This is a genomic window from Micromonospora yasonensis (genome assembly GCF_026013475.1).
GTDB classification, from domain to species: Bacteria; Actinomycetota; Actinomycetes; order Mycobacteriales; family Micromonosporaceae; genus Micromonospora; species Micromonospora yasonensis.
Window position 1 is genome coordinate 42,257 of the sequence record NZ_JAPDPH010000002.1, and the last position, 23,344, is coordinate 65,600.

Annotated in this window: 19 protein-coding genes; 14 read left to right on the plus strand and 5 right to left on the minus strand. The window is 74.3% G+C overall.

From position 1 onward, the window contains the following. Positions 1–23 precede the first annotated feature (23 nt). A complete protein-coding gene (locus ONA70_RS00840; RefSeq protein ID WP_265004391.1) occupies positions 24–1,127 on the plus strand; it encodes a cobalamin biosynthesis protein in 1,104 nt (367 codons plus the stop codon). Then, a complete protein-coding gene (locus ONA70_RS00845) occupies positions 1,124–2,662 on the plus strand; it encodes a cobyric acid synthase (RefSeq protein ID WP_265004345.1) in 1,539 nt (512 codons plus the stop codon). Before ONA70_RS00840 ends, ONA70_RS00845 begins: the two co-directional genes overlap by 4 nt. Positions 2,663–2,674: 12 nt before the next feature. Here ONA70_RS00845 and ONA70_RS00850 read toward each other — a convergent pair whose 3' ends face one another. Next, complete coding sequence (locus tag ONA70_RS00850) at positions 2,675–3,076, minus strand: rhodanese-like domain-containing protein (protein ID WP_265004392.1); 402 nt, start codon at positions 3,074–3,076, stop codon at positions 2,675–2,677. 111 nt (positions 3,077–3,187) lie between these two features. Between ONA70_RS00850 and ONA70_RS00855 the strand changes: the two genes are divergently transcribed. The 4 genes from ONA70_RS00855 to ONA70_RS00870 all read left to right on the plus strand — a co-directional run bounded on the left by ONA70_RS00855 (position 3,188) and on the right by ONA70_RS00870 (position 7,231). Then, positions 3,188–3,913, plus strand: a complete 726-nt coding sequence (locus ONA70_RS00855; RefSeq protein WP_265004346.1) for a uridine kinase family protein — start codon at positions 3,188–3,190, stop codon at positions 3,911–3,913. An 11-nt stretch (positions 3,914–3,924) separates the two neighbouring features. Then, positions 3,925–5,277: a dipeptidase gene (locus ONA70_RS00860; protein ID WP_265004393.1), complete on the plus strand. Its 1,353-nt coding sequence runs from the start codon at positions 3,925–3,927 to the stop codon at positions 5,275–5,277. Between the two features lie 78 nt (positions 5,278–5,355). After that, complete coding sequence (locus ONA70_RS00865) at positions 5,356–5,562, plus strand: hypothetical protein (protein WP_265004347.1); 207 nt, start codon at positions 5,356–5,358, stop codon at positions 5,560–5,562. Between the two features lie 85 nt (positions 5,563–5,647). Further along, positions 5,648–7,231, plus strand: a complete 1,584-nt coding sequence (locus ONA70_RS00870; RefSeq protein WP_265004348.1) for an ATP-dependent DNA ligase — start codon at positions 5,648–5,650, stop codon at positions 7,229–7,231. Positions 7,232–7,310: 79 nt separating this feature from the next. Here the strand turns inward: ONA70_RS00870 and ONA70_RS00875 are convergent, their stop codons facing one another. After that, the gene (locus ONA70_RS00875) at positions 7,311–8,135 is read right to left on the minus strand and encodes an SURF1 family cytochrome oxidase biogenesis protein (protein ID WP_265004349.1); all 825 of its coding nucleotides are present in this window, start codon (positions 8,133–8,135) and stop codon (positions 7,311–7,313) included. A 181-nt stretch (positions 8,136–8,316) separates the two neighbouring features. Between ONA70_RS00875 and ONA70_RS00880 the strand changes: the two genes are divergently transcribed. Together ONA70_RS00880 and ONA70_RS00885 are read left to right on the plus strand one after the other, a co-directional pair. Continuing rightward, on the plus strand, positions 8,317–9,684 hold the full coding sequence (locus ONA70_RS00880) for a cobyrinate a,c-diamide synthase (protein WP_265004350.1): 1,368 nt from the start codon (positions 8,317–8,319) through the stop codon (positions 9,682–9,684). Continuing rightward, on the plus strand, positions 9,681–10,250 hold the full coding sequence (locus ONA70_RS00885; protein WP_265004351.1) for a GNAT family N-acetyltransferase: 570 nt from the start codon (positions 9,681–9,683) through the stop codon (positions 10,248–10,250). Before ONA70_RS00880 ends, ONA70_RS00885 begins: the two co-directional genes overlap by 4 nt. Positions 10,251–10,351: 101 nt before the next feature. On the opposite strand, the gene ONA70_RS00890 is transcribed toward ONA70_RS00885, so the two are convergent. Beyond that, positions 10,352–12,487 (minus strand): transglycosylase domain-containing protein, encoded by a 2,136-nt coding sequence (locus tag ONA70_RS00890; RefSeq protein ID WP_265004352.1) that lies wholly within the window; start codon positions 12,485–12,487, stop codon positions 10,352–10,354. A gap of 133 nt (positions 12,488–12,620) precedes the next feature. Here ONA70_RS00890 and cobC point away from each other — a divergent pair, with 133 nt between their 5' ends. The 3 genes from cobC to cobA are packed head-to-tail and all read left to right on the plus strand — an operon-like array spanning position 12,621 to position 16,053. After that, positions 12,621–13,763, plus strand: a complete 1,143-nt coding sequence (gene cobC, locus ONA70_RS00895) for an Rv2231c family pyridoxal phosphate-dependent protein CobC (RefSeq protein ID WP_265004353.1) — start codon at positions 12,621–12,623, stop codon at positions 13,761–13,763. After that, positions 13,763–14,833, plus strand: a complete 1,071-nt coding sequence (gene cobT, locus ONA70_RS00900; RefSeq protein ID WP_265004394.1) for a nicotinate-nucleotide--dimethylbenzimidazole phosphoribosyltransferase — start codon at positions 13,763–13,765, stop codon at positions 14,831–14,833. Before cobC ends, cobT begins: the two co-directional genes overlap by 1 nt. Further along, positions 14,830–16,053, plus strand: a complete 1,224-nt coding sequence (gene cobA / locus ONA70_RS00905; RefSeq protein WP_265004354.1) for a uroporphyrinogen-III C-methyltransferase — start codon at positions 14,830–14,832, stop codon at positions 16,051–16,053. The genes cobT and cobA overlap by 4 nt, the downstream gene beginning before the upstream one ends. Positions 16,054–16,191: 138 nt before the next feature. On the opposite strand, the gene otsB is transcribed toward cobA, so the two are convergent. Together otsB and ONA70_RS00915 are read right to left on the minus strand one after the other, a co-directional pair. Continuing rightward, the gene (otsB, locus tag ONA70_RS00910) at positions 16,192–18,789 is read right to left on the minus strand and encodes a trehalose-phosphatase (protein ID WP_265004355.1); all 2,598 of its coding nucleotides are present in this window, start codon (positions 18,787–18,789) and stop codon (positions 16,192–16,194) included. Further along, complete coding sequence (locus ONA70_RS00915; RefSeq protein ID WP_265004356.1) at positions 18,786–20,189, minus strand: alpha,alpha-trehalose-phosphate synthase (UDP-forming); 1,404 nt, start codon at positions 20,187–20,189, stop codon at positions 18,786–18,788. Before ONA70_RS00915 ends, otsB begins: the two co-directional genes overlap by 4 nt. 321 nt (positions 20,190–20,510) lie before the next feature. Here ONA70_RS00915 and ettA point away from each other — a divergent pair, with 321 nt between their 5' ends. Genes ettA through ONA70_RS00930 form a run of 3 tightly spaced genes read left to right on the plus strand, consistent with a single transcriptional unit; the run spans position 20,511 to position 23,303 of the window. Beyond that, positions 20,511–22,187 carry an energy-dependent translational throttle protein EttA gene (gene ettA / locus ONA70_RS00920; protein WP_265004357.1) on the plus strand — a complete coding sequence of 559 codons (1,677 nt, stop codon included), beginning with the start codon at positions 20,511–20,513 and terminating at the stop codon, positions 22,185–22,187. Further along, entirely contained in the window at positions 22,180–22,641 is a 462-nt protein-coding gene (locus ONA70_RS00925; protein WP_265004358.1) for an acyl-CoA thioesterase, read from the plus strand. The genes ettA and ONA70_RS00925 overlap by 8 nt, the downstream gene beginning before the upstream one ends. Then, complete coding sequence (locus ONA70_RS00930; RefSeq protein WP_265004359.1) at positions 22,638–23,303, plus strand: hypothetical protein; 666 nt, start codon at positions 22,638–22,640, stop codon at positions 23,301–23,303. Before ONA70_RS00925 ends, ONA70_RS00930 begins: the two co-directional genes overlap by 4 nt. Positions 23,304–23,344 lie beyond the last annotated feature (41 nt).

Sequence of the window (23,344 nt, forward strand, 5' to 3'; positions counted from 1 at the left end):
GCGGGGTGCGGCAGGTGACCGCCATGGCGACCGCGGCGGGACTGGTGGCGGGCTACGCCTTGGACTCGCTGCTCGGCGATCCCCGCCGGTGGCATCCGGTGGCCGGCTTCGGCCGCGCCGCCGGCGCGCTGGAGCAGCGGATGTACCGGCCGGACCGGACGGCCGGGGCGGCATTCACCGCGCTCGCCGTCGGCGCCCCGGTGCTGCTCGGGGTGGCCGGCACGCTCGCCACCCGGCGCCGCCCGCTGGCCCGCGCCGCGCTGGTGGCCGCCGGCACCTGGACCGTGCTGGGCGGGCGCACCCTGCGCCACGAGTCCCGCGTCATGGCCCGGGCGCTCGGCGCCGGTGACCTGCCCACCGCGCGCGGCCGGCTCAACCACCTCTGCGGCCGCGACCCATCCGCCCTGGACGAGCCGGAACTGGCCCGGGCCACCGTCGAGTCGGTCGCCGAGAACACCTCCGACGCGGTCGTCGCGCCGCTGCTCTGGGGCGCGGTCGCCGGGCTCCCGGGCCTGCTCGGTTACCGCGCGGCGAACACGCTCGACGCGATGGTCGGCCACCGCTCGCCCCGCTACGCCCGGTTCGGCACCCCGGCCGCCCGCCTGGACGACCTGCTCAACCTGGTCCCGGCCCGGCTGACCGGGCTGCTCACCGTGGCCGTGGCACCGACCGCGCACGGCGACCGCCGGGTGGCCTGGCAGGTCTTCCGGCGGGACCGCGACGACCACCCGAGCCCCAACGCCGGCCAGTGCGAGGCGGCGATGGCCGGCGCGCTCGGCGTACGACTCGGCGGGCGCAACGTCTACTTCGGGCGTTCCGAGACCCGCCCGTTCCTCGGCGACGGTCCCCGGCCCGAGGCGCGGCACCTGAACCGGGCCGCCCGGATCTCCGGGGCGGTCGGGCTGGCCGCGCTCGGCCTCGCCGCCGCGTACCCGGTGACGGTGGGGCGCCTGGTCGGGGCGGTCGGCCGGCCCGCGCTGCGCGGCCTGGCCCGGGCTGGCTCGGCCGCCGCCCGCGCGGCGGGCCGATGCAGGTCCGGAGCCAGCGAGGCGGTGCGCCCGCGCCGGGCCGGACGCCGGGACCTGGACGTGGCGCCCGCCCGGATGCGGCGGGGGAGCGGGCGATGAGCGGGGGACTGCTGGTCGCCGGCACCACCTCCGACGCCGGCAAGAGCGTGCTCACCGCCGGCATTTGCCGGTGGCTGCACCGCCGGGGCGTGCGCGTCGCCCCGTTCAAGGCGCAGAACATGTCCAACAACTCGGCGGTGGTGGTCGGTCCGGACGGGCGCGGCGGGGAGATCGGCCGGGCCCAGGCGATGCAGGCCGCCGCCTGCGGGCTCGCCCCGGACCTGCGCTTCAACCCGGTACTGCTCAAGCCGGGCAGTGACCACGCCAGCCAGGTGGTGCTGCTCGGCGAGGCGGTCGACACCGTCACCGCCGGCAACTTCCGCGAGCTGCGTCCCCGGCTGGCCGAGACCGCGTATGCCGCGCTGGCCGAGCTGCGGGCCGCGTACGACGTGGTGATCTGCGAGGGGGCCGGCAGCCCGGCCGAGATCAACCTGCGGGCCGGGGACTACGTGAACATGGGCCTGGCCCGGCACGCCGGGCTGCCCACGATCGTGGTCGGCGACATCGACCGGGGTGGGGTGTTCGCCTCGATGTTCGGCACCGTGGCCCTGCTCGACCCCGCCGATCAGGCCCTGGTCGCCGGCTTCGTGATCAACAAGTTCCGCGGTGACCTGGGGCTGCTCCGGCCCGGGCTGGACATGCTGCACGCGGTCACCGGGCGCCCCACGTATGGAGTGCTGCCCTGGGAGCTCGACCTCTGGCTGGACGCCGAGGACTCGCTCGCCTACGGCCGGGTGCTCGGCCGGCCGGCCGCCCCACGCGGCACCGACTGGCTCGACGTCGCCGTGGTCCGGCTGCCCCGGATCAGCAACGCCACTGACGTCGAGGCGCTCGCCACCGAGCCGGGCGTCCGGGTGCGGCTGACCGTCGAGCCAGCCGAGCTGGCCGCCGCCGACCTGGTCGTGCTCCCGGGTTCCAAGTCGACCGTGGCCGACCTGGCCTGGCTGCGGGAGACCGGCCTGGCCGACGCCGTGTCGGCGCACGCCGCCGCCGGCCGACCGCTGCTCGGGATCTGCGGCGGGTTCCAGATGCTGTCCCGGGCGATCCACGACCCGGTGGAGAGCCGCCGGGGCAGCGTCCCCGGGCTCGGCCTGCTACCCGTCGAGATCACCTTCGACCCGCGCAAGACGGTCCGCCGCGCCACCGGCACCGCCGACGGCGACGTGCCGGTCCACGGCTACGAGATCCACCACGGGTACGTCTCCGCCGCCGACCCCGGCCTGCCGCCGCTGCTGCGTCACGCCGACGGCACCGGCGAGGGCGCCCGGCTCGGCGCGGTGCACGGCACCCACTGGCACGGCGCGTTCGAGTCGGACGGCTTCCGCCGCCGGTTCCTCACCGAGGTCGCCCGGCTGGCCGGCCGGTCCGGCTTCAAGGTCGCCCCGGACACCGAGTTCGCCGCCGCCCGCGAGCGGACCCTGGACCTCCTCGGCGACCTGGTCGAGGAGCACCTGGACACGGCGGCCCTGTGGCGGCTGGTCGAGTCCGGCCCGCCACCGGGCCTGCCGTTCGTCCCGCCCGGCGCACCGCGGTGACGGATGCGCGCCTCAGTAGCGGACGTCGGCCGGGCGGTCGGACATCGGCAGGCCGGCCTCCCGCCATCCCTGCACGCCGCCGATCATGTCGGTGGCCCGGCGCAGGCCGAGCGCCTGCAGGCCGGCGGCCGCCAGGCTGGAGCTGTAACCCTCGCGGCACACCACCACGACCTCCCGGTCGTATCCGATCGCCTCGGGGATCCGCCAGGCACTGGCCGGGTCCAGCCGCCACTCCAGCACGGTCCGGTCGATGACGATCGCTCCGGGCAGTTCGCCCTGCTCACGCCGCTGCGCCTCGGTACGCGTGTCGACCAGCAGCGCCCCGCTACGGATTGCCTCGACGGTCTCGTGCGGGGTCAGCCGGCGGAGCCCGGCCCGGGCCTGTTCCAGCAGGGCGTCGACGCCCGGACTCATCACGTCATGGAGCACCACCCGATGATGCCGGCCGCCCCGGCACAGTGCCCGGTGAACGGCCCGCTGTCGGGGAAGGATCCAGCGGACGGGGGAACGGCTAGCGTCGGTCGGGTGACGGTGGCGGTGATCGAGGCGTACGCCGGGCTGGCCCGGCGGGTGCTGGCCGGGCCGGCGCGGTTGGGGCGTACCCGACTGGTGGCGGTCGACGGGCCGAGCGGCGCGGGCAAGAGCCTGTACGCGACGCGCCTCGCGGACGCCTTCGCCGCGCTGTCCGGTGGCGACCGGCCACCGGTGGTCCGCACCGACGACCTGCTCGACGGGTGGGACGACCAGCTCACCTTCTGGCCCCGTCTGGAGGAGTGGGTGCTCGATCCGGTCCGCGCCGGCCGGCCCGGCGCCTACCGCCGGTACAGCTGGGCGCGCCGGTGCTTCCTCGACCGGCCGGTCCCGGTGCCGGCCGGGCCGGTGCTCATCGTCGAGGGAGTGAGCGCGGCACGGGCCCCGGCCCGGCCGGAGCTGACCCTGTCGGTCTTCGTCACCGCGCCGGCGGAGCTGCGGCTCTGCCGCGCGCTCGCCCGTGACGGCGCGGAGATCCTGCCCGAGCTGCGCCGCTGGCACGCGGGCGAGCGGACGCACTTCGCCGCCGACCGCACCGAGGCGGCCGCGGACGTCCTGGTCGACGGTGCCCCCGCACTGCCGCACGACCCGGACCGCTACTACGTCCGCCGGCCCGGAGAGCGGCGCCCGACCCACCAGCGCCCGGTGGGTCACGCGACGGGCCGGGAGCAGGCTCGGGCGGTGCCTCCCGGTAAGGCCGGCATACGATGCCGGTCATGACCACACCGATCATGTCCGAGTCCGAGGTGCGGGCCGCCGTCGAGCGTGAACTGCCCGGAGTCCGTGCCGACCTCGAACGTCTCGTCCGCATCCCGGGCATCGCCTTCGAGGGCTTCGACCACTCGCACGTCGAACGTTCCGCCGAGGCGGTGGCGGAGCTGCTGCGTGGCTGCGGTCTCGACACCAAGATCGTGCGCTCCGGCGGCCAGCCGGCGGTGATCGGGACGAAGGCGGCCCCGCCCGGCGCGCCCACCGTGCTGATGTACGCCCACCACGACGTCCAGCCGGTCGGTGACCTCTCGCTGTGGGAGTCCGACCCGTTCGAGCCGGTGGAGCGGAACGGCCGCCTCTACGGTCGGGGCGCGGCCGACGACAAGGCCGGCATCATGGCGCACATCGCCGCGCTGCGCGCCTTCGGCGATCGGCTCCCGGTCGGCGTGGTCCTGTTCATCGAGGGCGAGGAGGAGTACGGCTCGGACTCGCTGGAGCGGCTGCTCGCCGAGCACCGCGAGGAGCTGGCCTCGGACGTCATCGTGATCGCCGACTCGACCAACTGGGACGTCGGCGTGCCGGCGCTCACCACCTCGCTGCGCGGCATCGTCAACTGCTTCGTCGAGGTGCGCACCCTCGACCACGCGGTGCACAGCGGAATGTTCGGCGGCGCCGTGCCGGACGCGCTGACCGCCCTGGTCAAGCTGCTCGGCACGCTGCACGACGACGCCGGGAACGTGACCGTCGAGGGGCTGGTCGGCCGGGACGGCGCCAGCGTCGACTACCCGGAGGACCGGTTCCGCGCCGAGGCCGGCCTGGTCGAGGGGGCGGAGCTGTTCGGCACCGGCCGGATCACCGACCGGCTCTGGACCAAGCCGGCCCTGGCCATCCTGGGCGTCGACGCCCCGGCCACCGGCGAGGCCCCCAACGCGCTGGTCCCGTCCGCGAAGGCGAAGCTGAGCGTACGGCTGGCGCCGGGCGACGACCCGAAGAAGGCGTACGCGGCGCTCACCACCCACCTGGAGCAGTACGCCCCGTGGGGCGCGCAGGTGACGGTGACCTTCGAGCACGACGGCGCGCCCTGCGTCATCGACGCCACCGGCCCGATGTTCGAGGCGGCGCGGGCGGCGTTCCGGGGCGCCTGGGACGGCACCGATCCGGTTGACATCGGCGTGGGCGGCTCGATCCCGTTCATCGCCACCTTCCAGGAGATGTTCCCCCGGGCGGCGATCCTGGTGACCGGTGTGGAGGACCCGCACGCCCGGGCCCACGGTCCGAACGAGAGCCTGCACCTGGGCGAGTTCGCCCGGGTCTGCGTGGCCGAGGCGTTGCTGCTGGCGAAGGTCGCCGAGGTGGGGACGAACCGGCCCTGAGATGTCGGGACCGTAACTTCCGGGCCGATGTCGGAGTTTCCGATGTGTCGGGCGGCGGGGTGTTATAGCCTTTCGAACATGCGTACGAACGATGAGTTGGCGCGGCTCCAGGCCGCCGTCAGTGCCCTGGGGGACGTCGACGTCTCCGCGTGGTCCGAGGACACGCTCAAGGAACAGCTCGGCGAGCTCTCCGCCGCGCTGGTCACGCTCGACGCGCTGCTGACCCGGGTCGCCGACGAGGTCCGTGCCCGCGGCCTGCGGATCGAGGAGCCGGTCTCGGCCTGATCGGGACCGGCTCCGGTCCCCGTCCACGCCCTGTCGCCCGGCCGGGATGCCCGTCCGTGTCGGTGGTGGCTGGCAGGATGGATTCGTGCGGTTTCTCGACCTGGCGGCCACCTCCGCCGCGGTGGGCGCCACCAGCGGCCGGCGGGCCAAGGTGGAGCTGCTCGCCGCGGCGCTGCGGTCGCTCGACCCCGACGAGGTTCCGGCCGGCGCCGGCTACCTGGCCGGCGAGCTGCGGCAACGACAGACCGGGGTGGGCTGGGCGAGCCTGCGTGACCTGCCGCCACCGGCGGCCGAGCCGACGCTGACGGTGGGCGGGGTCGACGCGGCCGTCGAGGAGATCGCGGCGGTCCACGGCCCCGGCTCGCAGGCCCGCCGGCGGGAGCTGGTCGGCCGGCTCTTCGCCGCCGCCACCGCCGACGAGCAGCGGCTGCTGGCCGGCCTGTTCCGTGGTGAGCTGCGCCAGGGCGCCCAGGCCGGCCTGCTCGCCGACGCGGTGGCCCGGGCCGCCGAGGTGCCGGTGTCGGCCGTCCGCCGGGCGCTGCTGCTCGCCGGCGACCTGCGGGCCGTGGCGGTCGCCGCGCTCACCGGCGGCGCTGCGGCGCTGGCCGGGTTCGGGCTCCAGGTGGGTCGCCCGCTGGCTCCGATGCTGGCCCAGAGCGCCCCCACGGTGGACGAGGCACTCACCGCCACCGGCACCCCGGCGGTGGTCGACGTGAAGCTCGACGGCATCCGGATCCAGGTGCACCGGTCCGGCCAGGACATCGCGGTCTTCACCCGAAGCCTGGACGACATCACCACCCGACTGCCCGAGGTGGTCGCCGCCGTCCGCGCGCTGCCCGCCCGGGAGTTGGTGCTCGACGGCGAGGCGATCGGGCTGGACGCCACCGGCCGCCCGTTGCCCTTCCAGGAGACCTCGAGCCGGGCGTCCCGGCGTACCACCCCCAGCACCACCGGTGGGACGCCGGTGTCGCCCGCCGTGCTCGCCGCCGCCGAGCGGACCGGCGACACGGTGCTGACGCCGTACTTCTTCGATCTGCTCCACCTCGACGGCGCGGATCTGATCGACCTGCCCGGCCGGGAGCGGTGGGCCGCGCTGGCCGGCGCGGTCGACCCGACGCTGCTGGTCGGCCGGGTGGTGGTCGACGACGCGGAGCAGGCCGGCGCGGCGTTCGCCGCCGCCATCGACGCCGGCCAGGAGGGGGTGGTGGTCAAGGATCCGGCCGCCCCCTACGACGCCGGGCGGCGCGGCTCGGCCTGGGTCAAGGTCAAGCCCCGGCACACGCTCGACCTGGTGGTGCTGGCGGTCGAGTGGGGCAGTGGCCGGCGGCAGGGCTGGCTGTCCAACCTGCACCTCGGCGCCCGTGACCCCCGCACCGGCGAGTTCGTCATGCTCGGCAAGACCTTCAAGGGGCTCACCGACGAGCTGCTCCGCTGGCAGACCGAGCGCTTTCTCGACCTCGCGGTGGAGAAGGGGGACTGGGTGGTCCGGGTCCGTCCCGAGCAGGTGGTCGAGATCGCCTTCGACGGGGTGCAGACCAGCAGCCGCTACCCGGGCGGCATGGCACTGCGGTTCGCCCGGGTGGTGCGCTACCGCGACGACAAGACCGCCGCCGAGGCCGACACCATCGACGCGGTGCGGGCCATCCACGAGGGCCGGGTCACCGGCTGAGCCCCCGCCGGCGCGGGCGGCACGGGGAACCGGGCCGTGACGGGCGAGGTGGCGAAGCGCTCCGGGGCGCCGGAACCGGTCAGGCGGAGGCGGGGGAGGCCGCCTCGGCGGCCCGGTCGACCGGCCTACGCGGGCGATCGAGGCCGGCCATCCGGCGCGCCTCGCGGCGGGCCACCCAGCCGTAGCCGACGAGGCTCATGCCGGCGAAGAGCCACCACTGCACCACGTACCCGAAGTTCTGCCAGTTGTTGGTGTGCCCGATCGGCACCGCCTGGAACGCCGGGTCGGCGGCCGGCGCCTGCTGGTCGAGCAGCACGTAGCCGCCGGCCACCGGGTACGGGAGCTGCTTCGCGAGCCGGGGGATGCTGATCCTCCGGGTCTCCAGCTTGCCGTCGCGCCGGTCGACCGCGCCGCCGCCGCTCTCGCTGGACACCACCCGACCGGTGACCGTGACGTCACCGGCCGGCGCGGCCGGCACCTGCGGCTGGGTGGTGGCGCCAGCGCCCGGTGCGGGCGGGATCCAGCCCCGGTCCACCAGCACGGCCGTGCCGTCGGCGAGGACCAGTGGGGTGAGCACCTCGAAGCCGACCACGTTGTCGACGGTCCGGCCGCGGACCAGGACCACGTTGGCGCTGTCGTACCGGCCGGTCGCGGTCACCTTGGTCCAGGTCAGCCGCTCGGCCGGGGCCGGGCCGGTGCTGCCGGAGCCGCCGCTCGGGGCGGGCAGGGCGGCACGCAGCGGCGCCGGAGGCATCGTCGACCCGGCGTCGATCCGCTCGTTGATCGCGGTACGGCCCCGGTAGCGGTCCAGCTGCCAGTTGCCGAGAAATACCATCACCGCGGCGGCGACCAGGGTCAGCGCGAGATAGCCCAGCCAGCGCGGGGTCAGCAGGAACCGGTACACGATTGCCAAGGCTACCCGTGTGAGCGGGGCCACCGGCTCGCACCGGGCCGGAAGCCGGTCCCGGAACCGGAACGGGGTGGGACGGACGCCCGTGCGGAACCGACCGGTCGGCCGCCGCCCCGTGTCGGCACGGGCGGGTATGGTCACGCGGGCGGAAAACACCCCAGACCAGGAGTCGATGATGACCCTCGTGCCGCGCGTCGTGCTCAGCGCGCCCTCCTCGGGGCACGGCACCGGTGCCCTCGCCCTCGGGCTGCTCGCCGCCCTCACCGAGCGGGGGCTGGACGTGGCCGGCTGCAAGATCGGGCCGGACCAGGTGGACGCGGCGTACCTCGGGCTGGCCGGTGGGCGCCCCGGGCGCAACCTGGATCCCCGGCTGGTCGGCCCGGAGCGGGTCGCGCCGCTGTTCGCGCACGGCGCGGCCGGGGCCGACTTCGTGCTGGTGCAGGGCACCATGGGCCTGTACGACTCGGTCGCCGGCCACCCGGAGGCCGAATCCACCGCCGCCGTCGCCACCGCGCTGCGCAGCCCGGTGGTGCTGGCGGTGGACGTGGCCGCGATGGGCCAGTCGGTGGCCGCCCTGGTGCACGGCTTCCGGGCGTACGACGAGCAGCTCTGGCTGGCTGGCGTGATCCTCAACCGGGTGGCGTCGCCCCGGCACGAGGCGATGCTGTGCGAGGCGCTCGACGACATCGGCGTGCCGGTCTACGGCGCGTTGCGCCGGCACGAGCTGTCCCCGGCGCTCCCGGCCCGCCGGCACGGGATGGTCCCGGTGGTCCAGCGCGACGGCGAGGCGCTGCGCGCGGTGCGCCGGCTCGGCGAGGCCGTGGCCGCCGCCGTCGACCTGGACCGGCTGCTCGGGCTGGCCCGTTCCGCGCCGGAGCTGGCGGTCGAGCCGTGGTCGCCGGCCCCGGCCGTCGCCCCGCCGGCCGGGGAGCGGCCGGTGGTCGCGCTGGCCGGCGGCCCGGGTGGCAGCTACAGCCACCCGGAGACCGCGGAGCTGCTGCGCGCGGCCGGGGCCGAGGTGGTCACCGTCGACCCGCTGCGCGACGAGGCCCTGCCCGCCGGGACCCGCGCGCTGGTCGTCGGCGGCGGGCTCCCCGAGACGTACGCGGACCGGCTCTCCGCCAACCGTCGGCTCTGCATCGCGGTGGCCGAGCTGGCCCGTACCGGGCGGCCGGTGATCGCCGAGGGGGCCGGGCTGCTCTGGCTGGCCCGGGAGCTGGACGGGCTGCCCATGTGCGGGGTGCTCGACGCGATCGGCGCCAGCCGGGACGGCCTGGTGATCGGCTACCGGGAGGCGACCGCCGCCGGTGACAGCGTGCTGGCCCCGGCCGGCGCCACGGTGATCGGGCACAAGCAGCACGCCGCCGTGCTCACCCCGCGGGCCGGTGAGCGGGCGGCGTGGACCTGGGCGGGCGGCGCCCCCGAGGGCTTCGTCTGGCGGGGCGTGCACGCCTCGCAGCTCGTCCCGCACTGGGCCGCGTACCCGGAGATCGCGGCCCGGCTCGTCGCGGCGGCCGTGGCCCCGGCGGAGGCCCCGGCGTGATCGGGCAGGTGGCGATCCGACGGTTCCCGGCGCTGACCGTCTCCACCCCGCGCATCGAGGTACGCCCGCTGCTGGCGGCGGACGCGGACGCGGTGGACGAGGTGTTCGCCGACCGGCAGACCCAGCGCTGGCTGCCGCTGGCCGACGCGTCCGGGCAGATCGACGGGCAAGCCTGGTGCACCGAGCTGGCCCGGCAGCGCCGGGACAGCGGGGACGGCGACCACTACGGGCTGCTCCGCCGGGAGGACCAGCGGGTGGTCGGCTGCCTCTGGACCCGGCGCACCGACTGGGGTGCCCGGCTGACCGAGATCTCGTACGCGCTCGCCCCGCACGCCCGGGGGTTCGGCCTGGCCGCCGAGGCGGTCGACGCGGTGGCCATCGCACTGATCCTGGAGCACGGCTTCCAGCGGGTCGAGCTGCGGGTCGCGCCGGGGAACGTGGCCTCCCGCCGGGTGGCCGAGAAGGCCGGCTTCAGCTACGAGGGCCTGTTGCGCAACGCAGGCTTCGTCCGGGGCGCCCGGGTCGACCTCGAACTCTGGTCGTTCGTCGCCGCCGACCTGCGCTGAGCGCCGCCGGCCCGCGCCCCGGACGCGATCAAGAGGTCCGCGGGCAGCGGCCGCGAACCTCTTGACCATCAGCCCGGGCGCACCCCCGGGCGGTCCGGCGGTCAGCCGACGATCTGGTCGGACGGTGGGGTGAACTGGCGGACGGGCTGGCCCTTGAGCGCGTCGCGCAGGGTCGTCGCCACCGCGTCGACCGGAACCTGGGACAACCCGTCACCGACGGCGTTGAACGGGTTGTCCGGGTCGGCGATGAAGCTCGCCGCAGCCAGCTCCGGGGTGTAGCCGGCGAACCAGGCCGACCGGGTGCTGTCGGTGGTGCCCGTCTTGCCGGCGACCGGGCGGCCGACCGTGCCCCGGACGCTGTCGGCGGTCGACCAGCCGCCGCAGCCGCCCTTGGCCGGGGTGTCGCCGGTCGGGCAGCGCGCGGCGTCGGTGGCCGCCCGCGCGGCGTCCGCGCTGACCACCTGCCGACAGCGCGGCTTGGCGACCTCTCGCTCCACCCCGCCGGCGGTCGTGTACATCGCCGGTGTGCCGTCCCGGTTCAGGATCGAGATGACCGGGATGGCCTCGCAGTACCGGCCGTCGGCGGCCACCGCGGCGTACGCGTTCGCCATCTCCAGGGGCGTGGCGTCGGAGACGCCCAGCGTGAACGCGCCCCACTTGTTCGCCTTGCCCGGCGCGGCGTGCTCGCGGTCCACGTCGGTACGCCAGCGCAACCCGAGTTGCTCGGCCAGGCGCACCCCCTTCTCCGCGCCGACCTTCTCCTCGAGTTGGACGAAGAAGGTGTTCACCGACTTGCCGAAGCCGGACCACATGGTCTGCACGCCGGTCATCGCGCCGCTGGCGTTGACCGGGGCCCACCCGTCATAGATGGCCGACTGGTACTTGAACGGGGAGTTGATGGTGTCGGAGAGCTTCGTCCCGGAGTTGAGCGCGGCGAGCATCGTGAACATCTTGAACGTCGATCCGGCCTGGTACCCGGGGAGTGTGCCCCCGCCGAGCAACGGCGCGACCGTGTTCGGGTAGTTCGCCTTGACCTTCGGGCCGGCCTCCGGGTTGGAGCTGTTCGGGTTCTCGCTCAGGTCGAGCGAGTAGGTCCGGTTCACCGCCATCGCCTTGATCCGTCCGGTGCCCGGTTCGGCCACCACGATGCCGTTGGCGTACGGGCTGCCCGTGGCGTCCTTGGCACCCACGTTCTTCTCCGCCGCATCCTGGATCTTGGGGTCGAGGGCGAGCACGATGCGGTAGCCGCCGCGGCGCAGCTTGTCCATCCGTTCCAGTCGGTTGCTCCCGAACGCGGGCTGGGTGCTCCACCAGTTCTTCAGGTAGTCGCAGTAGAAGCCCCAGGTCGCCTGGTACTTCTCCAGGAGCGAGGCGCAGTCGTTCGGCGGGTTGGTGAGCCGGAGTTTGATCGGCTCGGCCTTGGCCTGCGTGGCGGCGTCCGGCGACAGGTAGCCGAGGCGGGCCATGTTGTCGAGCACGTAGTTGCGCCGGGCGGTGGCGTCCTTCTGGTCGGAGGTGATCGGGTCGTACTCCGACGGGGACTTGACCAGGCCGGCGAGGGTGGCCGCCTCGACCGGACTGAGCGTGGCCGGGGTCTTGGAGAAGAAGATCTGCGCGGCCGCGTAGATCCCGTACGCCCGGTGGCCGAAGTAGGCCGAGTTGAGGTAGCGCTCCAGGACCTGTTCCTTGCTGAGATGCTTCTCGATCTCCAGCGCCATGCGCATCTCCTTGACCTTGCGCAGGCTGGTCTGCTGGGTGGCCTCCTGGACCTCCTTCGGCGTCTTGGCGCTGTCCCGCAGGGCCATCCGGACGTACTGCATGGTCAGCGTCGAGGCGCCCTGGGAGACGCCGCCGGAGCGGGCGTTGGACACGAAGGCGCGGGCCACGCCCTTCGGGTCGACGCCGTGGTGCTGGTAGAACCGGTTGTCCTCGGCGGCGACGATCGCCTGCTGGACGTTCGGCGAGATGTCCTCGATCTTGGTGTACTGCCGATACTCCTCATAGAACATCGTCAGCACGGTCTTGCCGTCGGGCGCGTAGAGGTACGAGGTCTCGGCGGGTAGCGCGGTCTTCAGGATGTCCGTCTTCTGCTCCACTGCGTGCGCGGTGGCCTTGGCGCCGATGCCGGTGAGGGCGGCAAGCGGGTACGCCACGGCGGCGACCACGATGCCGGCGATCAGCCCGGCGCGGAGGAGGGGAATGGCACGACCAGCGGAGGCAAGGGGTCGGTTGCTCACGAGGTCAAGCTATGACATTTCCGATTCGGAAATGAGAAGAATTCATAAACGGGCGAGCTGGTGCAGTGGTGGTGACGCGGCCCACGCCGGGATCGGCTGTCCCGAGCGACGGCTTCCCGGCAGGATCGCGGACATGCGCGCTCAGCTCACCGGGACCGCGCCGGACGCCGGGCCGGCCGTACGACAACTCCAGCTCGGCGCGTCTGACGCCGCGCCGCGACCTGGAGCCGACGAGCCCGACCTCGGGCACCACGGGGACGTCGAGGCCACCCCCGGCCTGGTCGACCTGGCGGTCAACGTCCGCCGCGCCCCGATGCCCGACTGGCTGGCCGATCCACTGGTCGCCGCCCTCGGCCGGCTCGCCGCGTACCCGGACCCCGGGCCGGCCCGGGCCGCCGTCGCGCACCGGCACGGGCGCCCCCCGGAGGAGGTGCTCCTGACCGCCGGCGCGGCCGAGGGCTTCGTGCTGCTCGCCCGGGCGCTGCGGGGCGCCCGGCGGCCGGTGGTGGTGCACCCGCAGTTCACCGAGCCGGAGGCCGCCCTGCGGGCCGCCGGGCACCCCGTCGAGCGGGTGCTGCTCGACCCGGCCGAGGACTTCCGGCTCGACCCGGCCCGGGTGCCCGCCGACGCCGACCTGGTGATGATCGGCAACCCGACGAACCCGACCTCGGTCCTGCACCCCGCCGAGGCGCTCGCCGCGCTGGCCCACCCCGGCCGGGTGCTGGTGGTCGACGAGGCGTTCGCCGACACCACGCTCGCCCCGGGCCTCGACGGCGAGCCCGAGTCCCTCGCCGCGCGTCGCGACCTGCCCGGTCTCGTGGTGGTCCGCAGCCTCACCAAGACCTGGGGGCTGGCCGGGCTGCGGGTCGGCTACCTGCTCGGCGACGCGGAACTGCTCGCCCGGTGCGCCGCGGCGCAGCCGCTCTGGGCGGTCTCCACCCCGGCGCTTGCCGCCGCGACCGCCTGCGCCGCCCCGGCCGCCGTCGCGGCCGAGCGCGCCATCGCCGCCGGGCTCGCCGCCGACCGCGAGCACCTGGTGGCCCGCCTCTTCGCCCTGCCCGGGGTACGCGTCGCGGGCCGCCCGGCCAGCGCCTTCGTGCTGGTCCACCTGCCCGGCGCCGCCGGGGTGCGGGAGCGGCTGCGCGAGCGCGGCTGGGCGGTACGCCGGGGCGACACCTTTCCCGGGCTCGGCCCGGACTGGTTGCGGATCGCGGTGCGCGATCCGGCCACGACCGACGCGTTCACCGACGTGCTGGCCGAGATCCTGGAGGCATGATGCTGGAGACCACCGTCGCGGCGATCCGTCCGCTCGACGAGGCCGCCATGGCGGCCGCCCGTGAGCTGCAGGGTCGGCTGACCAAGCCGGCCGGCTCGCTCGGCGCCCTGGAGCCCCTCTCGGTACGCCTCGCCGGGCTGGCCGGGAACTGCCCGCCGCCGCTGCCCGAGCCGGCCGCGGTGGCCATCTTCGCCGGTGACCACGGCGTGCACGCCCAGGGCGTCACCCCCTGGCCGCAGGAGGTCACCGCCCAGATGATCGGCAACTTCCTGGCCGGCGGCGCGGTGGTCAACGCGTTCGCCCGGCAGGCCGGCGCCTCGGTCACCGTGGTCGACGTCGGGGTGGCCACCCCGCTGCCGGTGGACGCGGCCGCCGACCCGGCCGGTCCGCGCCTGGTCGCCGCGAACGTACGGCCCGGCACCCGGGACCTGACGGTCACCGCCGCGCTCACCCGCGACGAGGCGCGGGCGGCCGTGGAGACCGGCATCCGGGTGGCCGGAGAGCTGATCGACGGCGGGGCGGGGATCCTGCTCACCGGCGACATGGGCATCGGCAACACCACCCCGGCCGCCGCGCTGATCGCCGCGTTCACCGGCGTCGACCCGGCCGAGGCGACCGGTCGCGGCACCGGAGTGGACGACGAGACGTACGCCCGGAAGGTCGGCGTGGTGCGGGCGGCGCTGGCCCGGCACGCCCCCGACCCGGCCGACCCGCTGGGCGTGCTGGCCGCCGTCGGCGGGCTGGAGCACGCGGCGCTGGCCGGGCTGGTCCTCGGGGCCGCCGCCCGCCGGGTGCCGGTGCTGCTGGACGGGGTGATCGCGGTCAGCGCCGCGCTCGTCGCCGCCGCGTTCGCCCCGGACGCGGTCGGCGCGATGGTCGCCGGACACCGCTCGGCCGAGCCCGGTGCCACGGCGGCGCTGCGGCACCTCGGCCTCGACCCGCTGATCGACCTCGGGCTGCGCCTCGGCGAGGGCACCGGCGCGCTGCTCGCGCTCCCGGTGGTCAGCGGCGCGGTCCGGGTGCTGCACGAGGTGGCCACGTTCGACGCGGCGGGAGTGGCGGAGAAGTGAGCAGTCCGTACCCTCTCGGGCTGCGGCTGGCCGGCCGGCGGGTGGTCGTGGTGGGCGGGGGAGCGGTGGCCACCCGGCGGGTACCCGCGCTGCTCGACGCCGGCGCGGACGTCCTGCTGGTGTCCCCGGAGCTGACCCCGGCGCTGCGCGCCCACGTCGACGCGGGCCGGCTGCACTGGGAGCCACGCCGGTTCGCCCCCGACGACCTGGACGGGGCCTGGCTGGTCCAGGTGGCGGTGGACGACCAGGCCGCCGCGGCCGCGGTCAGCGCCGCCGCCGCCGAGCGCCGGGTCTTCTGCGTACGTGCCGACGACCGGACGGCCGCCACCGCGTGGACTCCGGCAGTCACCCGGCACGGCCCGGTCACCGTCGCCGTGCTCGGCGGCGGCGATCCCCGCCGGGCGATGGCCGTCCGGGACGCCGTCCGCGACCTGCTCAGCGTGCGCCCCGACCTGGCCGGCGGTGGGACCGGCGGCGCGCCCGGACGGGTGGCGCTCGTGGGGGCCGGCCCCGGCGATCCCGAGCTGATCACGCTGAAGGGTTGGCGGCTGCTCACCGAGGCCGAGGTGGTGGTCGCCGACCGTCTGGTCCCCGGGCTGCTCCTCGACGAGCTGCGCCCGGACGTCGAGCTGGTGGACGCCTCCAAGATCCCGTACGGGCCGTCCCGCGCCCAGGAGGAGATCAACCGGATCCTGGTGGACCGCGCCCTGGCCGGGAAGTCGGTGGTACGGCTCAAGGGCGGCGACCCGTACGTCTTCGGCCGGGGCGGCGAGGAACTGCTGGCCTGCGCCGCGGCGGGCGTCCCGGTGACCGTGGTGCCCGGGGTGACCAGCGCGATCGCCGTGCCGGGGGTGGCCGGGGTGCCGGTGACCCACCGGGCGGTGGCGCACGAGTTCACCGTGGTCTCCGGGCACGTGGCGCCCGACTCCCCGACCTCGCTCGTCCGCTGGGAGGCGCTCGCCGGCCTGCGCGGCACCCTGGTGATCCTGATGGGCCTGAAGAACCTGGCCGCGATCGGCGCCACGTTGATCGCGCACGGCCGACCGGCGGACACTCCCGCGGCGGTGATCCAGGAAGGCACGACGGCCTCCCAGCGGATGCTCCGTTCGACGCTGGGCGCGGTGGCCGCCGACGTGACGGCCGCCGGTCTCCGCCCGCCCGCCATCGTCGTCCTCGGCGATGTGGTCGACGCCCTCGTCGGCGGCTGGCCGGGCACCTGAGCCGCCCTCGCCACCCCGCCGGCCCCCTGGCCCCGCCGGCCCCCGACGCCCGGTGTCGGGTCGGTCGTGCGAGGGCCGTGGACGACGACGGCGGCGGAAGACCGAAATCTTCCGCCGCCGTACGGCACACCGCTCAGGTCACTGCTTGAGCATGTTGTCCAGCAGCAGGGCGCAGCGGATCAGGCCGAGGTGGCTGTACGCCTGCGGGTGGTTGCCCAGGCCGCGCTCGGCGAGCGGGTCGTACTGCTCGGGGAGCAGTCCGGTCGGGCCCGCCGTGTCGATCATCTGGGCGAACAGCTCCTCCGCGTCGGTCCGCCGGCCGGTGCGCAGGTACGCCTCGATCAGCCACGACGTGCAGATGTGGAAGCCGCCCTCCCGACCGGGCAGGCCGTCGTCCCAGTGGTACCGGTAGACGACCGGGCCGCTGCGCAGCTCCGCCTCGATCTTGAGCACCGTGGACAGGAAGCGCGGGTCGTCCCCCGGGAGCAGACCCGACAGGCCGATCCAGAGGGACGAGGCGTCCATCTCGTCGTGCCCGTACGCGACGCTGTAGGCCTCGGCCTCCTCGTGCCAGCCGTACTCCAGCACGTTGGATCCGATCCGGTCGCGCAGCTCCACCCACTCCGGCCGGTCCTCGTGCCCGTGCTGCCGCACCACGTGCAGCGCCCGGTCGACGGTCATCCAGCACATGACCTTGGAGAAGATGTGGTGCCGCGGGGTGAGACGGGCCTCCCAGATGCCGTGGTCGGGCTCGTGCCAGCGGCGGCGGACCGCCTCGACCATGTTCTCCAGCACCCGCCACTCGTCGTCGCGGACCGAGCCGCGAGCGTCCGCCACCGCGGCGATCAGGTCCGCGATCGGGCCGAAGACGTCCAACTGGAGCTGGTGGTTGGCGAGGTTGCCGACCCGGACCGGCCGGGACCCGGCGTACCCGGGCAGCGTGTCGATGACCGCCTCGGCGCCCAGCTCGTACCCGTCGACGGTGTAGAGCGGGTGGAGTCGCTCGGGATGCCCGCCGGTCCGGTCGACCACGCCGTCGATCCAGCGCAGCAGGCCCTCCGCCTCCTCGGTGGAACCGAGGTCGACCAGGGCCCGCGCGGTCATCGCCGCGTCGCGCAGCCAGCAGTAGCGGTAGTCCCAGTTCCGCACGCCGCCCAGCTCCTCGGGGAGCGAGGTGGTCGCCGCGGCCAGGATCGAGCCGGTCGCCTCGTGGCAGAGCCCGCGCAGGGTGAGCGCGCTGCGGGCCACCAGGTCGCGGGCGGTGCCAGGCAGCCGCAGCCCGGCCACCCAGTCCTTCCACGGCTGCTCGGCGCCAACCTGCCGCTCGTGGACCGCCACGTGGTGGTGCTCCAGGCTCTGCGTGCCGAAGCGCAGCTCCAAGACCACCTGGCCACCGGCGGCGGAGAGGTCCACCACCGCCTTGGCGGTCTCGTACCCGCCGTCGTTGGTGACCTCCCAGGTCACCCCGGGGGCGTAGAGCGCGACCGGCTCGTTGGAGCCGAGCACCAGCAGCCCGTCGTCCAGCGGCTGGAGCTGCACCTGGACCTGGCCGAACTCGGGGCGCGGCGCGAACTCGATCCGGGCCCGGCCGGTGCCGCTGAGCACCCGCACCAGCGTCGAGTCGCCGGTGACGACCGCCGGGCCGTCCGGGGTGGTCTCCCGGGCCGGGAGGTCCAGCCAGTCGGTGACGGTCAGCCCGGACCAGCGGGTCTCCACGGTCATGGTGCCGCTGCGGTAGCGCTGGCCGAGCGGGATGCCGCCGCGCTGCGGGCCGACGGTGAAGTGCCCGGCCGGGCTGCCGCCGACCAGGTCGGCGAAGATCGCCGCCGAGTCGGGCTTCGGGTGGCAGAGCCAGGTGATCTTGGCTTCCGGGGTGACCAGCGCGACGGTCCGCCCGTTGGCCAGCATCGAGTGCCGCTCGATGGGCACCGCCCGCTCGCCGAAGAGCCAGTGCCGCCGGGTCTCCAGCAGCAGTCCCAGGGCCCGCGCCGCCTCGATCGGCTCGGCCACCCGGTAGTCGGCCTGGGTGTCGCCCGGACCGATCTTGATGCCCACGTCCGGTCCGTGCAGGTTGCCGAAGGCGTTCTCATCGGTGACGTCGTCACCGATGAAGAGCACCGCGCTGGCCGCGAGCTGGGTTCGGAGCTGGTCGACCGCGGTGCCCTTGTGGGTGGCGACCACCGACAGCTCGATGACCTCCTTGCCTTGGGTGACCGTGACGTCATCCCAGGTCGCCGGGCCGCTGCGCACCGCTTCGACCGCGGACGCGGCGATCTGCGGGGGCACCCCGCGGGTGTGCACGGCGACGCTGGCCGGCTTGCGCTCCAGCCGTACCCCGGAATGCTCGGCGGCGATCTCGCGCAGCGCGTCCCGCAGCCGGGTCCGGGTCGCGATCAGCTCGGGGGAGAGCCGTTCGACGAAGCCGATGTCGAACTCGGAGCCGTGGCTGCCGACCAGGTGGACCTCGCTGGGCAGCCGGGAGAGCGCGGCCAGGTCGCGCAGCGCCCGGCCGGAGACCACCGCGACGGTGGTCTGCGGCAGCGAGGCCAGCGCGCGCACCGCGGCCACCGACTCGGGCAGCGGTACGGCCTTGCTCGGGTCCTCGACGATCGGGGCGAGGGTGCCGTCGTAGTCGCAGGCGACCAGGAGCTGCGGCACGCGGGCGATCCGGCCGATGGCGGCGCGCAGCTCGGGATCCAGTACGCCGCCGTGCGGGGTGGTGGCGGGGGAAGTCACGCGGCAGCCTCCGCATCGGGCACGCCGAGTTCGGTCAGGAAGGACTTGGCCCAGTGCCCCACGTCGTGGGTGCGCAGGTGGCGTTGCATTATCCGCATCCGGCGGCGGGCTTCGGGTCTCTCGACGTGCACGGCGCGCAGCAGCGCGTCCTTTACCGCGTCGGGGTCGTGCGGGTTGCACAAAAAGGCCTGGCGCAGCTCTGTCGCGGCGCCGGCGAACTCACTGAGCACGAGCGCGCCGCCCTGGTCGGCGCGCGATGCGACGTACTCCTTGGCCACCAGATTCATTCCGTCTCGCAGCGGGGTCACGATCATCACGTCGGCCGCGGCGTACATCGCGGCCAGTTCGGAGCGACTGTACGACTGATGCAGATAATGCACCGCCGGCACACCCACTCGTCCAAATTCGCCATTAATCCGACCAACTTCGCGCTCCACCTTGACGCGTAGTGCCTGGTAGTGCTCCACGCGCTCGCGGCTGGGCGTGGCGACCTGCACCATAACCGCGTCGGGAACTGTCAACTTTCCGTCAGCGAGCAGTTCGCGGAAGGCCTTCAGCCGGAGCTCGATGCCCTTGGTGTAGTCGAGCCGGTCGACGCCCAGGATGATGGTCTTCGGGTTGCCCAGCTCCTCGCGGATCTGCTTGGCCCGGGCCTGGATCGCCGCGTCGGCGGCGAGCCGCTCCATCTCCCTGGTGTCGATGGAGATCGGGAACGCGCCGGCCTTCACCTGCCGGCCGTCGACCTGGATCATCTGCCCCTCGTAGCGGAGGCCGAGCAGGTGCCGGGCGAGCCGGACGAAGTTCTGCGCCGCCAGCCGCTGCTGGAAACCGACCAGGTCGGCGCCGAGCAGGCCGCGCAGGATCTCGGTGCGGAACGGCATCTGCATGAACAGCTCGATCGGCGGGAACGGGATGTGCAGGAAGAACCCGATCCGCAGGTCCGGCCGCAGCTCGCGGAGCATGGCCGGGACCAGTTGGAGCTGGTAGTCCTGCACCCAGACCGTCGCGCCCTCGGCCGCGACGTCCGCGGCGGCCTCCGCGAACCGGGCGTTGACCAGGCGGTACGCCTCGCGCCAGCGGCGCTTGTAGGCCGGGGTCTCGACCGCGTCGTGATAGAGCGGCCAGATCGTCGCGTTGGACTGCCCCTCGTAGTAGCGCTCCAGCTCCTCGGCGCTCAACGGCACCGGGTGCAGCCGGATGCCCTCCAGGTCGAACGGCTCCGGGGCGGCGCCGGTGCCGCCTGCCCAACCGACCCAGGTCCCCTGGTGCTCGGCGAGGACCGGGTGCAGCGCGGTGACCAGCCCACCCGGGCTTCGTCGCCACTGCCGTCCCTCAGGTGTGCTCACCTCGTCGACCGGCAGTCGGTTCGCCACTACGACAAAGGAGCTACGGACGGTCACGATCGGCCACCTCCGGGTGCTGACGGGTCCACCGCGATGAGCGTACTGAGCGTATCCGCGGCCTCTGTTCCCCCGTGCCGGAGTTACCTACCCGTCCCAGTTCCGCCGAATCCCTGATCGTGATCATGCCAACAACCAGCGCCGACGGCGGCGCGCCCGGACCGTCCGGGCGGGGTGATGTGGGCGGAGCGGGGCGTACCTGTCAGGATTGACGACGGCGTGCGCGCGGCCGGCTCCCGGCCGGCGGCGGCGGGCGGAAGTCGCCGCCCGCGCCCGCGCCCCGCAAACCCGCGATCGCAACCGACGGAGGTAGCCCGCACCGTGGCCCAGTTCATCTACGTCCTGGAAAAGGCGCGCAAGGCGCACGGCGACAAGGTCGTGCTCGACAACGTGACGCTGAACTTCCTGCCGGGGGCCAAGATCGGTGTGGTCGGTCCGAACGGCGCCGGTAAGTCCAGCCTCCTCAAGATCATGGCAGGCTGGGACCAGCCGAGCAACGGTGAGGCCCGGCTGATGCCCGGCTACACCGTCGGCATGCTCGCCCAGGAGCCCCCGCTCAACGACGCCAAGACGGTCCTCGGCAACGTCGAGGAGGCGGTCGCCGAGACCAAGGCCAAGCTGGAGCGGTTCAACAAGATCGCCGAGCAGATGGCGACTGACTACTCCGACGAGCTGATGGAGGAGATGGGCAAGCTCCAGGAGGAGCTGGACAACGCCGACGCGTGGGACATCGACTCCAAGCTCGAGCTGGCGATGGACGCGCTGCGCTGCCCGCCGCCGGACGCCGACGTCACCCAGCTCTCCGGCGGTGAGCGCCGCCGGGTGGCGCTGTGCAAGCTGCTGCTGGAGGCGCCCGACCTGCTGCTGCTCGACGAGCCCACCAACCACCTCGACGCGGAGAGCGTGCAGTGGCTGGAGCAGCACCTGGCCAAGTACGCCGGCACCGTCCTGGCGATCACCCACGACCGCTACTTCCTGGACAACGTGGCCGGCTGGATCCTGGAGCTCGACCGCGGCCGGGCCATCGGCTACGAGGGCAACTACTCCACCTACCTGGAGAAGAAGGCCGCCCGGCTCTCCGTCGAGGGCCGCCGCGACGCCAAGATGAAGAAGCGCCTCGCTGACGAGCTGGAGTGGGTCCGCTCCAACGCCAAGGCCCGGCAGACCAAGTCCAAGGCCCGGCTCGACCGGTACGAGGAGATGGCCAACGAGGCGGAGAAGACCCGGAAGCTGGACTTCGAGGAGATCCAGATCCCGCCGGGCCCGCGCCTGGGCAGCACCGTCATCGAGGCCAACCACCTGGTGAAGGCCTTCGGTGACCGGGTGCTGATCGACGGCCTGTCCTTCTCGCTGCCGCGCAACGGCATCGTCGGCGTGATCGGCCCGAACGGCGTCGGCAAGACCACGCTGTTCAAGACGATTGTCGGGCTGGAGGAGCCGACCGACGGCACGGTCCGGGTCGGTGAGACCGTCTCGCTGTCGTACGTCGACCAGAGCCGGGCCGGCCTGGCCGGGGACAAGACGGTCTGGGAGACGGTCTCCGACGGGCTGGACCACCTCATGGTGGGCAAGGTCGAGATGCCGTCCCGGGCGTACATCGCCGCGTTCGGGTTCAAGGGCCCGGACCAGCAGAAGCCGACCAAGGTGCTCTCCGGCGGCGAGCGGAACCGGCTCAACCTGGCGCTGACGCTGAAGATCGGCGGCAACGTCATCCTGCTCGACGAGCCGACCAATGACCTGGACGTGGAGACCCTCTCCAGCCTGGAGAACGCGTTGCTGGAGTTCCCCGGCTGCGCCGTGGTCATCTCCCACGACCGGATGTTCCTGGACCGGGTAGCCACGCACATCCTGGCCTGGGAGGGCGACGACCAGAACCCGGCCAAGTGGTTCTGGTTCGAGGGCAACTTCGAGGCGTACGAGAAGAACAAGATTGACCGGCTCGGCGCCGAGGCCGCCCGTCCGCACCGGGTGACCTACCGCAAGCTCACCCGTGACTGACAAGTTCGTCTACCACTGCACGCTGCGCTGGTCCGACCTGGACGCGTACGGGCACATCAACAATGCCCGCTTCCTCACCCTCTACGAGGAGGCGCGGGTGGCGTTGATGTTCGCCGGCGGCCGGGCGTGGGGAGTGGGCTCGTTCGCCGACGGGGTCGTCATCCGCCGGCACGAGGTCGACTACCTGCGCCCGGTCGACTACGCGCTGGGTCGGGCCACCGCGGAGGCGGCCCCCACGGTCCGGATCGAACTCTGGGTGGAGCAGCTCCGGGCGGCCTCGTTCAGCGTCGTCTACGAGCTGTACGACGGTGACGTGCTGGCCAGCACCGCCCGCTCGGTGCTGGTCCCGTTCGACCTGGCCGCGCAGCGGCCCCGCCGGATCTCCCCCGAGGAGCGGGCCTTCCTGCTCCGCTACGCGCCGGGGCTGACACCGCCACCCGAGGAAGCGCCGTGACCGGGCCGGCGGCGCACGGGCTGGCCGGGGTGGCCGACGCCGGCGCCTTCCTGGCCCGGCTGGTCCGGCTGGACCCGGCCGCCCTGGTCCGGCTCCGGCCGGTGCCCGACGCGGGGCGTACGGCCCTCTGGGCCCGGCTGCCGTGGGACGTCCTGGTGGTCCGGACGGTCGCCGGGGCCGCTCCCGGCGACGTCACGGTCGCCGCTCGGGAATTGTTGGCCGAGTTGGCCGCGGGCGGCGCGGCGTTGCCCCTGCGCCGGGACGACGGGTGGCGCTGGCCCGTGCCGCCGGCCGCGAGCCGGGCGGTGGAGGCGTTGCCGGCCGAGGACGTCCGTCGGATCGCCACCGCCGCGGCCGGGACGCTGCGCGAGGCGGCCGCACACGGCGTCGCGGGCCGCGCGGTGGGCCAGCGGGCGCTGCGCGACGCGCTGCTGGACCACGTCGCCGTGGTGGTCACCCCCGACGGTGCGCCGGACACTCGGGTGGAGGTGCCGCAGCGGCTGGTCCAGGGCCTGGTCCGGATGGGCTTCCTCGGCGCCGGTGACGTCCAGGTGAGGGTCGCTGGCCGTTGGGCCGGTCTGGTCGGACCGTACGGCGCCGCTTGGTCGCGAAGGGTCGCCGAATTGAGCCTGACGCCCGCAATCACTCGTCCGAACGGATGACCCCCATTCATTCGTCCGGTTTGGTGCGTCCGTTGGGGGGA

Excerpts from the sequence above, each read along its gene's own strand:
- ONA70_RS00845 (WP_265004345.1), top strand. The coding sequence starts at position 1,124 with ATGAGCGGGGGACTGCTGGTCGCCGGCACCACCTCCGACGCCGGCAAG.
- ONA70_RS00840 (WP_265004391.1), top strand. The coding sequence starts at position 24 with ATGGCGACCGCGGCGGGACTGGTGGCGGGCTACGCCTTGGACTCGCTG.
- cobC (WP_265004353.1), top strand. The coding sequence starts at position 12,621 with ATGCGCGCTCAGCTCACCGGGACCGCGCCGGACGCCGGGCCGGCCGTA.
- ONA70_RS00880 (WP_265004350.1), top strand. The coding sequence starts at position 8,317 with ATGACCCTCGTGCCGCGCGTCGTGCTCAGCGCGCCCTCCTCGGGGCAC.
- ONA70_RS00850 (WP_265004392.1), bottom strand. The coding sequence starts at position 3,076 with ATGAGTCCGGGCGTCGACGCCCTGCTGGAACAGGCCCGGGCCGGGCTC.
- cobT (WP_265004394.1), top strand. The coding sequence starts at position 13,763 with ATGCTGGAGACCACCGTCGCGGCGATCCGTCCGCTCGACGAGGCCGCC.
- ONA70_RS00860 (WP_265004393.1), top strand. The coding sequence starts at position 3,925 with ATGTCCGAGTCCGAGGTGCGGGCCGCCGTCGAGCGTGAACTGCCCGGA.
- ONA70_RS00865 (WP_265004347.1), top strand. The coding sequence starts at position 5,356 with ATGCGTACGAACGATGAGTTGGCGCGGCTCCAGGCCGCCGTCAGTGCC.